The organism is Oceanobacillus polygoni (assembly GCF_008304605.1).
In the GTDB taxonomy this organism is placed as follows: Bacteria; Bacillota; Bacilli; order Bacillales; family Amphibacillaceae; genus Oceanobacillus; species Oceanobacillus polygoni.
In genome coordinates, this window is record NZ_PIJY01000027.1 from 51,908 (window position 1) to 67,534 (window position 15,627).

General features: G+C 36.6%; 13 protein-coding genes, 1 pseudogene and 1 riboswitch. Of the genes and pseudogenes, 3 read left to right on the top strand and 11 right to left on the bottom strand.

The genetic code is table 11. The annotated features are described in order from the left end of the window. Positions 1-37 precede the first annotated feature (37 nt). Positions 38-751 (bottom strand): gamma-glutamyl-gamma-aminobutyrate hydrolase family protein, encoded by a 714-nt coding sequence (locus F1560_RS14575; RefSeq protein ID WP_149475382.1) that lies wholly within the window; start codon positions 749-751, stop codon positions 38-40. A 192-nt stretch (positions 752-943) separates the two neighbouring features. Here F1560_RS14575 and F1560_RS14580 point away from each other — a divergent pair, with 192 nt between their 5' ends. Next, on the top strand, positions 944-2,116 hold the full coding sequence (locus tag F1560_RS14580; RefSeq protein ID WP_149475383.1) for an MFS transporter: 1,173 nt from the start codon (positions 944-946) through the stop codon (positions 2,114-2,116). Between the two features lie 190 nt (positions 2,117-2,306). On the opposite strand, the gene F1560_RS14585 is transcribed toward F1560_RS14580, so the two are convergent. Then, complete coding sequence (locus F1560_RS14585) at positions 2,307-3,611, bottom strand: NCS2 family permease (RefSeq protein ID WP_149475384.1); 1,305 nt, start codon at positions 3,609-3,611, stop codon at positions 2,307-2,309. A 112-nt stretch (positions 3,612-3,723) separates the two neighbouring features. Beyond that, positions 3,724-3,824, bottom strand: a riboswitch (purine riboswitch). A 286-nt stretch (positions 3,825-4,110) separates the two neighbouring features. On the opposite strand from F1560_RS14585, the gene F1560_RS14590 reads away from it, so the two are divergent. Then, on the top strand, positions 4,111-5,355 hold the full coding sequence (locus F1560_RS14590; RefSeq protein WP_149475385.1) for a TraB/GumN family protein: 1,245 nt from the start codon (positions 4,111-4,113) through the stop codon (positions 5,353-5,355). A gap of 418 nt (positions 5,356-5,773) precedes the next feature. Here the strand turns inward: F1560_RS14590 and F1560_RS14595 are convergent, their stop codons facing one another. Then, complete coding sequence (locus F1560_RS14595) at positions 5,774-6,688, bottom strand: glycine betaine ABC transporter substrate-binding protein (RefSeq protein WP_245347874.1); 915 nt, start codon at positions 6,686-6,688, stop codon at positions 5,774-5,776. A 422-nt stretch (positions 6,689-7,110) separates the two neighbouring features. Between F1560_RS14595 and F1560_RS14600 the strand changes: the two genes are divergently transcribed. After that, positions 7,111-7,536: a hypothetical protein gene (locus F1560_RS14600; RefSeq protein WP_149475387.1), complete on the top strand. Its 426-nt coding sequence runs from the start codon at positions 7,111-7,113 to the stop codon at positions 7,534-7,536. A 326-nt stretch (positions 7,537-7,862) separates the two neighbouring features. On the opposite strand, the gene F1560_RS14605 is transcribed toward F1560_RS14600, so the two are convergent. The 8 genes and pseudogenes from F1560_RS14605 to F1560_RS14640 all read right to left on the bottom strand — a co-directional run. Continuing rightward, positions 7,863-9,199, bottom strand: a protein-coding gene (locus F1560_RS14605) for an IS3 family transposase (protein ID WP_149475388.1) whose coding sequence is annotated in 2 segments (ribosomal slippage) — positions 7,863-8,815 and positions 8,815-9,199 — 1,338 coding nt in all. Because the reading frame shifts where the segments join, the coding sequence is not laid out codon by codon here. A gap of 485 nt (positions 9,200-9,684) precedes the next feature. After that, on the bottom strand, positions 9,685-9,969 hold the full coding sequence (locus F1560_RS14610; protein ID WP_149475389.1) for a type II toxin-antitoxin system Phd/YefM family antitoxin: 285 nt from the start codon (positions 9,967-9,969) through the stop codon (positions 9,685-9,687). 369 nt (positions 9,970-10,338) lie between these two features. Next, a complete protein-coding gene (locus tag F1560_RS14615; RefSeq protein ID WP_149475390.1) occupies positions 10,339-11,508 on the bottom strand; it encodes a quaternary amine ABC transporter ATP-binding protein in 1,170 nt (389 codons plus the stop codon). Next, positions 11,509-12,375 carry an ABC transporter permease gene (locus F1560_RS14620; protein ID WP_149475391.1) on the bottom strand — a complete coding sequence of 289 codons (867 nt, stop codon included), beginning with the start codon at positions 12,373-12,375 and terminating at the stop codon, positions 11,509-11,511. It abuts the gene before it with no gap. A 24-nt stretch (positions 12,376-12,399) separates the two neighbouring features. Further along, complete coding sequence (locus F1560_RS14625) at positions 12,400-13,428, bottom strand: ABC transporter substrate-binding protein (protein ID WP_149475392.1); 1,029 nt, start codon at positions 13,426-13,428, stop codon at positions 12,400-12,402. A 785-nt stretch (positions 13,429-14,213) separates the two neighbouring features. After that, on the bottom strand, positions 14,214-14,648 hold the full coding sequence (locus F1560_RS14630) for a hypothetical protein (protein WP_149475393.1): 435 nt from the start codon (positions 14,646-14,648) through the stop codon (positions 14,214-14,216). 294 nt (positions 14,649-14,942) lie between these two features. After that, positions 14,943-15,233, bottom strand: a pseudogene (locus tag F1560_RS14635) (IS4 family transposase); the annotation flags it as partial. Between the two features lie 86 nt (positions 15,234-15,319). Further along, positions 15,320-15,627 (bottom strand): RNA-guided endonuclease TnpB family protein (locus F1560_RS14640; protein WP_149475394.1); only part of this gene is annotated, 308 nt, incomplete at its 5' end.

Below are 15,627 nucleotides of genomic sequence, written 5' to 3' on the forward strand. Positions count from 1 at the left end.
ACTGCTAAGACAGCTCTTACGCTTTTTATACAGCTCGCTATTTAGAAATACAAGCATCAATAAACCGTTCATAAATCTTTAATGAAGCTGCATCATTCGCTTCTACCATTCCTTCTGGATGCCATTGTAAGCCAAGTACGAACGGATGGGATTTACTTTCAATTGCCTCAATCACACCATCACTTGCCGTCCCACTAATCCGGAATTCTTTCGGAACCACTCGATTGGCCTGATGGTGATAACTATTTACACGTAACTTCTCTTCGCCTGTCAGCTTGTATAGCAGTGAATCTTTTCGGACATGAACAAAATGGGAACCATAATCAAAAGGCGCCTTTTGCGAATGCTGAAGCAGTTCTTTATCCATTTGCGAGTAAATATCCTGATACATATCTCCACCTGCTGCAATGTTTAAAATCTGACTTCCCCTGCAAACACCAAGAATTGGTTTGTTCATTTCTAGCATTTTTTGAATAAGAATGAGTTCCGATTGATCGCGTTCCGGTATAATCAGACCAAGCTTTAGGTGTGGCTCCTCTCCAAACAGAATTGGATCAATATCTCCTCCACCTGTAGCGTAAAGCCCATCTATACGATTGACAATTTCTACAACATCCCCCTCTTCTATAAGGTAAGGTAAAAGGATTGGAATCCCCCCTGCACGAATAATCACTTTGACATTCCGATTTGCTGTACTGTAATAATCTCGATTTGTTTCCATGGACACTGTAATCCCGATGATTGGTTTCATATAACTTTCCCCCTCGCTTTCAGTGTAAGTTATTTGCAACTTGGCAACCAGTTGATTCTGATTAATCTGTCATTTGTTTTTTTCTTAACATTTCTATTTAACACGAAAAAATCATGGTATAGTAGTCTAACACATTCATTTATATGCTAATGATTTAACCCTAGATTTTACTATAAGGAGAGCTGAATACGTTTGTCTATACAGAAATCATTATTACCTTTAAAAACATTATTTGTAAGCTTTCATGCCTCCAATACCATTCTGATTAGTTTTTTACCACTATATTTACATTATCGAGGATTAAACGGAACGGAGATTGGCTGGGTGCTTGCAGTTGAATCACTTGCATCCTTACTTGCACAGCCAATTTGGGGATATTTAAGTGATAAGTATAAAACGGTTCGGAAAATATTGTTCATTTGTGTGATTGGTCTCCTAATTGGAAGTTCCATCTTCTTTCAAATGGACACACTATCGACGATCTTAATCACAGGTGCAGCATTTTACTTCTTCGCGACACCAATTGGAGCATTAAGTGATAGCCTCGCCCAAAGAAGAGCAGATGAATTAAATATTTCCTTTGGGTCCATTCGTATGTGGGGTTCTGTTGGTTTTGCAATCTCCGCATTAATTGTTGGTAGAATTCTTGATCAGTTCGGCGTTCAATATATGATGTGGCCGTACTTATTTTTTGGACTTATTATTCTCTTCGTTCTCATTCCGATGAAAGATGTAAAGGTGGAATCAGAGCCAGTTAAGCTAATAGATGTCCGCAAAATTATTGCAAATAAGCCTTTTCTCCTTTTTCTATCTGTTATTGTCTTTATTACGATAACCCATCGGATGAACGATTACTATATGGCGCTCTACATTACAGAGCTCGGTGGGAGCGAATCATTAGTTGGACTTGCTTGGTTCGTAGGCGTTATTTCAGAAGCACTTATATTTGCCCTTGCAGGCCTTTGGTTTAGAAAATATCGGACATTGATCTTTATCATTGCGGCAGCAATTCTTTATACAATACGTTGGTTCTTATATGCAGCTGTTGATGATCCGATGCATGTTATCGCACTTCAATTTATGCATGGATTAACGTTTGGTGTATTTTACACAGCTGCTTTTGAGTATGTGACACGATTAATTCCAAAGTTTTTACAATCGACTGGTCACCTCATTTTCTTCTCCGTATACTTTGGTCTCTCCGGAATTATTGGTTCACTTGCAGGTGGACCGATTATGGAAGTATTCAGCGGAAGCACGATGTATTTATTTATGGGGACTCTTGCAGCAATTGGAACGGTATCGCTTATTCTTTACCACCTCCTGCCATTTGGAAAGGAAAATGCTGTTCGGGATACGGAATAAGGTGATAGGAGCTTCTGCTTTGTTGCAGTAGCTCCTTTTTTAATGCTTTATTTCTTGATAATGGATCAAAGTGTCACGATATGAATGTGGGGTGGGTTGTGCATTCGTGTAGTTATTTGTGAACATCAGCATTCCCGCATTTTGGGTATAAAAAATCCAAGAGAATGTTTACTTCCTCTTGGATTTATATTTAACTTAAGAAAATAAAATATAGAATAAAGACAACAAACAATCCGTACATAATTGGGTGTATTTCTTTTGCTCGGCCTTTTAAAATCATTGTAATTGGATAGAAAATAAACCCAATCGCAATCCCTGTGGCAATACTATACGTTAACGGCATCATTAAAACCGTTAAAAAGGCAGGAACAGCGATCTCAAATCGTTCCCATTCAATCTGTTTCAATGCAGTTGCCATCATCACACCGACGATAATTAGTGCTGGTGCAGTTACTTCCGCTGTTACTACGCTTAATAAAGGTGAGAAAAATAATGCCAATAGGAAAAAGCCTGCCGTAACTACTGCTGTAAATCCAGACCGCCCACCGACAGCAACACCAGATGTTGATTCTACATAGGAAGTTGTTGTCGATGTACCAACCGCTGCCCCCACAATAGTTGCAGTCGAATCTGCGAACAATGCTTTACCAGCACGAGGTAATTTATCATCCTTCATTAAACCAGCTTGTCTTGCAACAGCAACAAGAGTTCCTGCAGTATCAAAGAAATCAACAAATAAGAACGTTAAAATAACAACAAGCATTTCTAATGTGAAAATTTCACCGAAATGCAGGAATGCTTGACCAAATGTTGGTTCCAGACTCGGAACAGCACTTACAATACCACTAATCCCTGAAGGAACAGCAATTAATCCGAAGATCATTCCAACAATAGCTGTTACGATCATTCCGTAAAAAATCCCAGCTTTCAAACCAACAGTTAGAAGAACTACCGAAATGACAACGCCAAAAATAGCTAATAGTACTGTTGGTGAAGCTAAATCACCAAGTGAAACTAGAGTAGCTTCATTACTCACAACGATTCCTGAGTTAATCAACCCAATAAAAGCAATGAATAATCCAATCCCCGCCCCTACAGCTAATTTCATATTTGCTGGAATGGCATTTATAATAATTTCACGTAAACCTGTTAATGTAAAAATAACAAAAATGATTCCTGATGCTAAAACTCCTGCTAATGCCGTTTCCCAAGGAATTCCATAACCTAATACAACCGTGTATGCAAAAAAGGCGTTTAACCCCATCCCCGGTGCCAATGCGATTGGATACTTTGCAATAATTCCCATAAATAATGATCCAACAGCAGCAGCTATTGCAGTTGCCGCAAAGACAGCTTGCTCATCCATTCCCGTTTCTGCAAGGATCGATGGGTTAACAAAAAGAATATAAGCCATCGCTAAAAATGTTGTTAAACCAGCCATAAACTCCGTTTTGTAATTCGTACGCAGTTCATCAAACTGAAAATACTTCTTCATCAAATTTCCTCCTCAGCTTTTCAGAAACAAAAAATACCCTTGGTATCTTATCCAAGAGCACTACCCGTTAACTATGCAAGATATAGTAATTAAAAAGAACCTGCTGTTCCCATGATTACTTCCATCATTGCGTAGTCAGACCATTTACGGCGGTCTGGTAGAAACTCTGGGCCATATTCCCGAAATTATACGCCTTCTTTTTGATTTACAACAATAGATTACTAACATATTTTGATTTTGTCAATAAACCACGAACATTATTATGTAAAAAATACGTTAACGTTCGTTAATTTTAATATATTTTTTAAGAATATGCATATGTGCTTCATGATTGACTGAACATTTTTTCATATCAATTACCTTATCATGCCAATTATCATTTATAATCAAAACTGGGGATGATATGGATAAATCACTTCGATCAAATTGACTTGACGAGGTAACATCATTTATTCTCATCCTAATGATAAAAATTACATAATAAAGAGGAGCTGTTTTCATGAAACGACTGTTTACCAATTTATTGGTTGTTATGCTTGCCCTAGTAATCACCGCATGTCAATCAGAAGAAGCCATTTCTTTTTCCGATGGACAACTAGAAGAAGCATTACGTGGAGAGATTGAAAAACCAGATGGAGAGTTATATGAGACAGATTTTGATGAATTAGTTGAACTTGACCTATCTGGTTTAGGCATTAGCGATCTTACTGGAATGGAAGTAATGGATGGTTTGGAAACATTGTCACTAGAAGATAATGATATTAATGATTTCTCACTGTTAAAGGATTTAGAAGGTCTCGAAGAAGTTAATGTGATGAATAATCCGATCGATGAGGAGCACCAAGCATTATTCGATGAATTAGCTGAGCAAGGAGTCGTTGTCCACTTCACAGAAGAAACAGAGGTCGTTGGAAGTCCCGACGGTCCGGGTGGCTTTTTATGGAAAGTAGAAAATGGTGATACGACGGTTTACCTGCAAGGAACCATTCATGCTGGGACAGAAGACTTTTATCCATTAAATGAAAAAATTGAAGATGCATATCGAGAAGCTGATGTCGTTGTGCCTGAAATTGATATAACCGATTTAAATGTAATGGAGGTACAGCAATTAACAATGGATCTTGGCGTCTATGAAGACGGGACCACAATAGAAGACCATATTCCGGAAGATGTGTATTCTGAATTAGCTACGACACTAGATGAACTAGGATTGCCATTACAAATGGTTGAGAATTTTAAACCATGGTTTTTATCCTCCACCATTCAACAGCTCATGACAGAGCAGCTTGGCTTTATGCACGGAGTAGACCAATACTTTTTAGACAGAGCAACTCAAGATGACAAAGAAATCATTGCACTCGAAACAGTTGAAGAACAGCTAAGCATTTTCGCTGATACATCAGATGACTATCAAATCCAAATGTTAGAGGATTCATTAGTTGACATTGATGATTATGAACAGGATATGCTCGAGCTGTTTAGCCTCTATAAAGAAGGAGATGTCGATGAGCTGTTAACCACTTTAACGGATGCAGAGGTAGAACCATCTGCTGAGGAACAAGCCTTTATGGAAGCTTTAAACGATGAACGTAACTTTGGTATGGCCGATACAATTGCGGAATTCCTAGAAGAGGATAATGGCGATACTTATTTTGTTATTGTTGGCAGTTTGCATTTAATTATGGAGCCGCATGTTGTTTCTATTTTGGAAGATGAGGGGTATGAGGTGGAGCATGTTTATTGATGGGGTTGTTGTTGTAGTTTTCTAGCCATTGATAAAAGCTGTCTTTTTATGTAAGGCAGCTTTTGTTCTTAGTTCAATAACTTGTATGCATTTCCTTGTAACAAATTGTCACACCATGGTGGTCTAATTATTAGAAAAAGGGGGTTACTATGAACCAAGAACCTTTAGTCCAATTAATTTTAGATGGGTTAAAAAATAGATTAAACAAGGAATCTTCACTATTCATCCACATTTAGACCTCTATAACAGGAACTTTTTGAAAATGGATTAGAAGTTCAAATAAAAGCTGTCTCAATTAGAGGCAGTTTTTTGTTCAACATCAAATTGTTTTTCTCGTGAAAATTCCGGAAAATAAACTAAACAAAAAAAGAGAAGCAACGATTAAGTCACTTCTCGGCAATTTTATAAGATTATCTTTTTATCTCGGATTTAAATCTTCAATAGAATCGATATCCATATATTCTGGAACAACAAGCCCAATTTTAGCACCATTTAAGTTAGGACCTAAATCAACAATGTTATCTTGATGCGCCTCATAAAAATCTTTATGTGTTATCGGTAGCCAAGCTCCTAAACTGGCATCTGCATCTCCTGTGGCAATCGATTCAAACATAATGGCTACATCTAACTCAGTTACAGTTACGTTAAACCCCTTTTGTTCCATTACTTCTTTTAATACACCTGAAGATGCTCGTTCTGAATCCCATGGTGTTGAAGCAAGTTCGATTTCAACTCCATCGACATCTTCTACACCTTCTACCCATTCTGCTACTCTATCTTGATTGTCCTCAACCCACTGTACTGCTACTTCTTCAACTTCTTTACCAGTTTCTTCGGCCTCATACATAATTGCTTCCATATCCTCTACATTCCATTCGAATTGGTCAATTAACTTATAAGCCTCTGGTTTCTCTTCTTCCAGTCCAATTCTTGCCAACGAATTAAGGGTTTCTTCTCCACCATAAATCCCTTCAGGGTCATCCAAATACTTCATATCTGGATACTCCGCAAACATCCAGTGCGGGTTCCAACCAGTAATTACGATGGGTTCCTCATTCTCAATTGCACCTCTAAGTTCCGTCATCATCGCTGCAGTAGAAGATAACTCTACTGACCAGCCTTGTAAACTATCGTATTCTTCGATTGCAGCTTCCGTCGTAACGGAGATCCCTGCACCTGGTTCAATCCCAATAATGGTATAATCCACTTCTTCACTATAATCTGTTTCACCATTACTATCAGTAGCGTTATCATCATCTGAGCCACCACAGGCTGCAAGGATAAATATAGTCAAAATTCCAAAAATTAATCCGATATGCTTTGCTTTTTTCAAAATTAACTCCTCCTGTTGATTCTTTCTTTTAATCTCTTCTTATTGAAAGGTATCCAGCTTTTCATTCGTTTTTATATGTATATTGTCTAAAAGTGGTAATAACCTTTCTATAATTAAGCTGAGATGAGTTTAAGTACAATTAAACATGTTACATTTCTTTCATCGCATTTTCAAACTGCAATTTAATGCAAATCCATGAATATGACTTGATATAGAACACCCTACTAGATGAAATAGTGAAGAATCTTATATTTAATCTTTTTTTCTCTATTTAAGAGCTATCAAGGACTATTTAGGTATATGCTGATATGTATTATAATTAGTTCTGTATAGTTTATAGAGAATTGAGAATCCTTTAGACGAATTGCACTAAAGGTATAGGTGTAAAAAATCTTATAGTATGCGAGTTAGGTGATACAACAGTGGAAATTTGTAAAATTTTAAGTAGATTAGACTTTTCTACCTCAGGTTCTTTTTTTAATGATAAAAATGAAGGTGAAATTAAATCTGTTTTGGTAGATTATTATGAAAATAATAAGGCTTTAAAACAAATTGCAAAAGAATCAAACAAAAAAATTAATCCATCCCAGTTAAGAAAAGAATTTCCAAAGATCCTGTCCAAAAACATTTGCAAACATGATTTAGAAAAAATGTATATAGAATTACCAATCAAGCAGGATATGAATAACTTTTCTATAAAAGAAGAGACATCTAAATGTTTGAAATGTGGACATACAAGCCAAAAAAATTGTAAATGCGATAATTGTTTGGAAGAAGCTGAAGAAAAAGTTGATATTACTATATGTTCTTTATCAGATAGAATTTTTTTAATGATACAATGCTTTTAATCCCAGAAAGAAATATAGCATATATAAATTACATTGAAAAAGAGTTAGGAATTAGTTAACAACGCTTGGTTCGCCCTTATTTGACATAGTAGAAAGAATTTGAAAGGTAAGTAGGTAATTTTTATTTTCTTACTCCCATTCCAAAATTGCAAGCGACGACAAAAGGCTTTTATATCAACGTTTTTCGCACCTATAAATTATCTTGGTGGGAATTCTAGCAGAACTTTTTTATCGCCTGATTTCCATTAAACAACATACCCGTTTCGTATTATAAGGTTAACCAGAAATTTAAATTGTACCCTTTGTAAAGGACATTTTGAAAAAGGTCATGCCACATGGAGAAGATGATTTCTGTATTGTACAGGAGTCATCTTCTTTAAGTTCCATTGGTATCTGAAATTGTTATAGTACGTCATATAATTTTTGATTTCTTTTTTGAGTTCTTCTATTGTATTACAGGGCTTTATATAGGCTTCATCTTTGAAGTGACCAAAGAAAGATTCTTGGGGAGCGTTATCCCAACAGTTTCCTCTTCTTGACATAGATTGACCAATCGCTAGTTTCCTCACCTGTTTTTGAAAGGTCGGACTTGTATAATGCACTCCTTGATCAGAGTGAATAAAAGCCCCTTCAGCCAACTTTACTCGTTTATTCTTCATTAATTTTACTAATGTATCTGTAGCTAAATCTAATGTCATTCTACTGGACACATTATAGGCAAGTATTTCATTCGTTGAACTATCTTTAATAGTGGACAAATAAGCCTTCTGTCCATTACTGTAATATAAATAAGTTATATCAGTGAGTAGTACTTTTCCCGGAATTCCTTGTTTAAACTTTCGGTTTAATAAATTGGGCAATACTGTGTATTCTTGAGTGGCCTTTAACATTTTCTTGTAAGGATTGGCCCTTCTAATAGAACAGACGATTTTATATTTCTTCATAATTCTTCGAATTCGCTTCAAGTTATAAGTAATTTGAAACTGTCCTTCTAATGTCATCTTAATCTGGCGTGCACCCTTTTTGCGGCGTTTAAAATTAAAAGCCTTTAAAATATGCCCTTTAATGATCATGTCTTCTTTTTCTCGTTTTTCTCTTCTTTCCTGAGATTTTGAAGAAAAATAGTTATAGTAACCTGAGCGTGAAATCCCCGAAATTTTGCATAAGAAACTTACCATCTTTTTGAGTTTGTACTTTTCAATCACTGAACGTATTAAAAGAAACCTCTGTTCAGAAGAGGCTTTTACTCGTTTCTCTCCTGCCTCCTTTCCATCATGTCTAACTTTTTTAGTAACTCATTCTCAGCCCTCAACAATTGAATTTGAGCTTCTAATCTAACATTCTTTTCTTCTAGAGAAAGATTTTTCTTAGTTGGTCTCCCCGAATTTTCTTTTCGTGTATCTCTAAGTCCCAATACTCCTGATTTATTAAAAACAGTTCGCCATCTAGAAGCAGATCTATGTACTCTTACGATACCAATGATTTCAATATCAAAACCATTCTCTTCGAATATCTGTCTTGGCAATTTTCCATTCTCATTTTCCGCTATAAAAATCCTCTTAAATTCGTCTGTATATGTAACACCCTTTGAACTTACAGATTGAACATATCTATTATTAGATAGTATTTCTATTTCTTTTTCAGTAAATTGTTTTTTTGACATATAAATGTTCTCCGATTCCCTATTTTTTTCATTATACATAAAAGTACCCTCTAGAAGCAGACCTTTTTTTAGTGTCTACTCTATAGGGTACATTTTAATTACTGGTTGACCATTTTTTATATGGTCTTATCCTTAAAGTTGTTGTAGCCGGGGTAGAACGACCACACCCGTGGAACTTGATTCCGTCAACTAAGCTGTTCGCTCCCTATTTATAGAGACATGATTGAGTCTGGTCGGGACATTAATCTCTTATAACAAGCGAAACTATGATACTGCAAGAAGGATTAGGAATACCGACAAATATATTTTATTGGAGGAGATAACGAATGAATCCAGTGGTTGGTCTGGGGAAAGTACTCAAGCCTAGATATGGATTCTTCAAAGTATCCAATAAGTCAATTGCAGCCTTTGGTGCTTTAAGAGTTTCGGTAATATAGTCTGTTATATCTCTTAAATCATCTAAAGCCAAAGGCAAATATTTCAGTCTATACATCATCGTCAACCTTGTTAGCAAGTCTTGACCTTAAGTCTGAAAATACTTCTTCATGTGTATATCGTTTATCCGTGGACTTAGCTTCCAGTTCCGCTTCTTTTAGCTTGAAATAAACCTCACTTTCAAACAATCTCCTTTCGTATGCTTCGATGCTCATTACCACCATGTCACCATAACCATTCTTCGTCAAAAATATGGGTTCTGACGATTCGTGCACCATCCTTGAAATATCTGCGAAGCTATTGCGTAAATCTGAAATTGGTCTAATATGTGGCATAATATCATCCCTTCATTAACTTAGCATAATTTTATCATAATTACGCTAACCCTTTAATCAGACTAACCTCAAAAAGTCCTAAAGTCCCTGTATTACCAGAAATTTTAGGACACCTGTTACTACTTGATTATTTAAAAAAACTTTAAATTCTAGATAAAGAGAGGGGAAAATAGGGTAAAAAGAAATTATTTTGATATGACTGGAGTCCATTTTTGAAGTGAACGAAGCAGTAAAATAACGAAAAGAAACAATTAAATCGCATCACCTCATTTTCAAACAACCAGTCACTCAGATCAAGAGAAAAGAAGATTAATTTCCCTTAAAATATTTCATCTTTTATACTTCTTAAAAAGTTACTTTCCACTAACCTCAAACCAAACTCTCCAAAATCCTGTTCTGCGGCAGCACACCAATAAGCCTTTCATTCTCTACAACGGCAAGCGGGTAAAAGCTCTTTATTGATTGTTCTAGCAGATTCTGGATATACACATTCTTTGCTACTTTTTCATAATCATCTTTTATAATCTGCCTCAAATCTTTACCTCCCTCTAAACCATGCAGCGCATCATCAAGTGACAGTATTCCTTGTATCTTTTCTTCTTCATTGACAACATAAAGCTCTGAACATCCACTTGCATTTATTTTGTCAATTGCTGTTTCCAAGTCATCCCAAAGCTGAATAACAGCTTGAGGATCCATCATCATATGGCGTACCTGAAAAATTTTCGAACGATCAATTTCTTTCACAAACGCTTCTATATATGTATTTGCCGGTTTCCTTAATATCTCTATAGGAGAACCGATCTGTTCAACTTCTCCGTTTTTCATTACAGCTACCCGATTGCCAAGTTTAAATGCTTCATTGACGTCATGTGTGATGAATATAATTGTTTTCTTTAGTCTTTGCTGCAGCTCTAATAATTCCTGCTGCATTTCTCGACGAATTAGCGGGTCGAGTGCACTAAATGGTTCATCCATTAATAATATATCTGGATCATTCGCAAGCGCTCGAGCAAGTCCTACACGCTGCTGCATACCACCGCTTAACTCATCTGGATATTTGTTTTCCCAGCCTTTTAATCCAACAGATTCGATACGCTTATGAATAATTTCCGCTCGTTCCTTGGCAGAAATCTTACGAATCTCTAAGCCATAGCCAACATTTTCCGCTACTGTTCTATGATTGAATAGCCCGAAATGCTGGAATACCATTGCGATTTTACGTTGTCTAAATTTCTTCAGTTGACGCGGGCTATATGCTGTAATATCTTCTCCATCTACCAAAACCTTTCCATCTGTTGGCTCATGCAGCATGTTAATGCAACGAATTAGGGTGGACTTTCCACTTCCAGAAAGCCCCATTATCACAAAGATCTCGCCCTCTTTCACTTCAAAAGAAACATTGCGAATCCCTACCGTATGTCCAGTTTTCTGAAATATTTCTTCTTTAGTCAAATCTTCCTCAAGATACGGAACGATTTTAGTAGGATGAGGGCCATAGATTTTAGATACGCTGTTAATTTCTAATTTAGACATCATTTAGTTCCGTTCCTTTCTCGCTCTGCTTTGCGTTCTGTTGGAAATAGCAAGTGTTAGTCGATCCATAATAATTGCGATAAATACGATACTAATTCCTGCTTCAAATCCTTGCGCTACATCAATTCGATTTAAAGCTGATAACACTTCCAAACCAAGCCCTTCCACACCTACCATGGAAGCAACTACAACCATTGCAAGTGCCATCATCGTTGTTTGGTTTACACCGGTCATTATCGTCGGCAGTGCCTGAGGAATTTGTACCTTTATCAGTAACTGCCATTTGGACGGACCAAATGATAAACCTGCCTCTACCACTTCCTCTGGGACCCCACGAATCGCTAAATTCGTTAAACGCATAATCGGCGGAAGTGCATAAATAATCGTCGAAAGCACACCAGGAACAAGTCCTAAGCCAAAGAAAAAGATTCCTGGTATAAGATAAACAAAAGATGGCATCGTCTGCATCGCATCAAGCAATGGTTTAATAAAGGTTTCAAATCGATTATTGGAAGCCATGATAATACCCAGAGGTATCCCTATCATAATGGTAATAACCACACTTGAAATAACAATCGTTAAGGTATACATCGTCGCTTCCCACAAGCCAAACATACCAATTAAAAATAAAAAGGAACTATAGAGAATACCCGATCCTATAGACTTAAATTGACAAGCGAGTAAGAAAATAACTAAAATAAAATACCACCAAGGAACCCATGTCAGAAAATCATTCAAATGAACAAACACCCATAAAAGTCCCGATTTAACGGCACCAAAAAATCCTGCCCAATGAACAGTTAACCAATCAACAATCCTATCTATATAACTTCCGATATGAAAAGTTAGTTTTGCTGGAAATTCATACATCCGTAGATCCCCTCCTCTCTCTGCTTACAGTTCCAATCCTTTCAAAGCAGCTTTTACATTTTCAGCAATTTCTTCTGGAAGCCATTCCGTCCATACCGCTTCATAATTTTTCATGAACCATAAAGCCGCATCCTTTGGTGTTGCATCATTCTCTTCCATATAAAGAAGTGCTTCACCTGTTATAACATTCGACGTTTCATAATTACTCAAGAATTCAGCGATTTCTGGTGCCCGCTCCGGCAATTCTGCATTCGCTGCAATGTAAGCAGGGTTTTCTGGGAATGCAGTTCCAAAGTTTTCATTAAAAACCACCTCATCATAAGGAGGTTCTTTCAATAAAGTCATATCGTACTTAGCCATCGCCCATGTTGGCGACCATTGATAACCAACCCATGGTTCACCATTCTTAAATGCCCTGGCAATTGAAGCAGTGACTGCTCCTGCAGATCCCGGTGTAAAATAATTATAAGATTCATTTAAGCCGTATGTATCCACTTTTTTCTCCAATATTTCATGGATAACCGTTCCACTGGGCGCACCAATGATTACGCCTTTAGATGGATCCTCAGGATCTTGAAATAGCTCGGGATACTTTTTCAAATCCTCTACGGTTTCCAAATCAGGTGCCATTGGTTCAATATCGTTTTCTGGGTCACCTTTAATGACAAACGTTGGTACATAAAACCCTTGATCATCCGTTACCATATTCGTCGAAAGCTCAACTATCTCTCCAGCCTCTAGCGCCTCCAAATACGGTTCTTCCATGTTGTTGTACCAAAGCTCCATATAAACATCGATTTCACCTGTTCTGAGTCCTGCAAAGGTCGCAATCGAGGAACCGTTTATATAGTTAACAGGATATCCATAGCCATTTTCAATAATGAATCCTGCGATAAAATTATGTACTTGCATACTATCCCAGCCACCATCAGCGATAGAAATTACTTGTTTTTCTAAAACCTTTGTCTCTTCCTCTGATAGATTGCTATATATCCCTAATCCAATTAATAAAGCGATCATAAAAGACCAAATATAGTTCCATTTTTTTCGCATTGGCTTTCTCCTTCCTACAGTAATTATATCGTTTTAATAGGGATATTCAAGGAACTCTTAAGCGCCTTTATTGATGTATTAGAGGGTATAATCAAAAGAAAATCTATTGATATTTCAACGAGTTTTGGATGTATAATTTGAAAAAATAATCCCTACCAAATTATTTTGGAAGGGATTATAGCAGGGAACTATATTATTTTATACCAATTTGTCAATTTAAGATTAAGATAAATACTGTTAAATAGGCGTTCTCTCTTCATCAAGTTATATCTTTATTCCCACTCTTTTATGAACAACGAGATTAAAACACTAGAACGCTATAATATAGGCATTTTAAACTTCATAGAAGACCTTTAAATATATAAAATAACCTTTGGATAGTGACATAGAATTAGACAGATCAACACGTTCAAAATGTAATTAGGTAAATGAATGATGCAAAGACGCAATTACTCACGTAAGATAAATAGAACAAAAGCTGTTTATCTTTGGGGTATTATTTAGTCAACGAATTGGAGGATTAGCCCCTCCGCTCTGCTTTAAAAGGAATGAGATTTATATTAGTTGTCTTATTCAATTATCGCGCCCTATTCTGAAACAAGCAGATAGTCAATTAATTAACAATCATGGCCCTTCATGGGGTAAGGAAACGATTCGTACAATGAAGCGCACTATGGAATTCGCGCTTTTCTTCGTTTATTGACATAGTAACAGTTAGATTGAGGTGGATGGCGTAAAAGGGTCTATAATAACTATTATCATTGGTCATCAGGAACTTCCTGTAATTACTCGATACGATTTGCTTTAATTAAAGGGGTATACGTTGAGTTATTAATTCCTTCAAAGGTCCCTGTGACGGTGATGAAGTCACCTTCACTCCATTGATTGAATTCATCGCGGTCTTCAACGAGGACTAAGTATTTTTCTTTATCGATCGATTCTACAACCAACAAGTTACTATTTTCAAAAACAACACCTTCGTGTGCAATGCCATCCTCATCAGAGAGTCTAGATACGGCCATATTAATCTCCTCACCTTTTCTCTGTATTTCTCCGTGAAGGTTAACTGTTGTATGGGGCATAATGATCTCATCTTCATCTACCTCATTTAAATCAGTATAATCATACAACATCTTTGCGTGATCCACTTCTACAGGTTCTTCACCACCACAAGCACACAATATCAAGACCATAGCAAGGAAAAATATAATCTTTTTCATAACCTTCCTCCCATATATAACAAAATATTAAATTAATAAAACCATGGAGATAAGTGTATTTCAGATTATATGGAGGTTTTAAGCCTAATATGAGTTATACCATTATTCCAGGACCTTATTTTAACAACCATGGAATATCAATTTGAAATAGCTCCAACTGGAGAGTTGGCTCTGGAAAACCAACTTAATGGTGCCTGTTAATTTAACTTTATTCTATGCAATCATGGTTGTTAATCCTTAATCTAGTAGAAATCACTTGTAAAGAAAACGATTGATTTAAACAAAGCTTTAGGTTAGCGGTGATGTAAAGGCTTCTCGAAGGTATGCGACGGCTGCAGAATTAAAACGTTGATTGAGCCCCTCTTGGCTCATTAATACTCATTGAAGCCTCCAAACGACTACATAGCTGTGTAAGTGAAGTGCTTGCAATTTCTTGGTTGAGCCAAACGCAAAGGGTGATCAGTTCATCTGCTTGATATTAGATTGCTGCACAAAACCAACCTTTTTGGCAATTTCTTGTAGGAGAATAGAAGATAAAAATCGTTGTAATTCTTGTGCAAAGAGTGTCAGTTCACTGGAGATGATAGGATTCTTGAACTACTCCACCTTAATTTCCTACGAAATTTGAAGATGGAGATTCCTAAGAACACCTTCGTAACCGAAAGTTTCGATTAGGCTATCCCCGTAGTCCCTACGGTTAGAAGTTTTATCGCTTCATTTTTAAGATTTTCACTTGCATTCATATCCCTGTCGTGATGTTCTCCGCACCCTTTACAAGTCCATTCACGTAATGCGAGATTCTTAACGTCTTTATTGCAGTAGCCACAACAAGAACATAGTTGACTGGATGGAAAGTTTTTCGCAACAGTTACAACTCGTTTCCCGTACCAATTCGCTTTGTATTCAAGCATCGTGCGGAATTGTGACCAACTCACCTCACTAATTGCCTTTGCTAATTTGTGATTCTTCAACATATTGG

Bases quoted from the DNA above. Each gene is read 5' to 3' on its own strand.
- F1560_RS14575 (WP_149475382.1), bottom strand. From the start codon at position 751: ATGAAACCAATCATCGGGATTACAGTGTCCATGGAAACAAATCGAGAT.
- F1560_RS14585 (WP_149475384.1), bottom strand. From the start codon at position 3,611: ATGAAGAAGTATTTTCAGTTTGATGAACTGCGTACGAATTACAAAACG.
- F1560_RS14590 (WP_149475385.1), top strand. From the start codon at position 4,111: ATGAAACGACTGTTTACCAATTTATTGGTTGTTATGCTTGCCCTAGTA.
- F1560_RS14610 (WP_149475389.1), bottom strand. From the start codon at position 9,969: ATGCCACATATTAGACCAATTTCAGATTTACGCAATAGCTTCGCAGAT.
- F1560_RS14615 (WP_149475390.1), bottom strand. From the start codon at position 11,508: ATGATGTCTAAATTAGAAATTAACAGCGTATCTAAAATCTATGGCCCT.
- F1560_RS14620 (WP_149475391.1), bottom strand. From the start codon at position 12,375: ATGTATGAATTTCCAGCAAAACTAACTTTTCATATCGGAAGTTATATA.
- F1560_RS14625 (WP_149475392.1), bottom strand. From the start codon at position 13,428: ATGCGAAAAAAATGGAACTATATTTGGTCTTTTATGATCGCTTTATTA.
- F1560_RS14630 (WP_149475393.1), bottom strand. From the start codon at position 14,648: ATGAAAAAGATTATATTTTTCCTTGCTATGGTCTTGATATTGTGTGCT.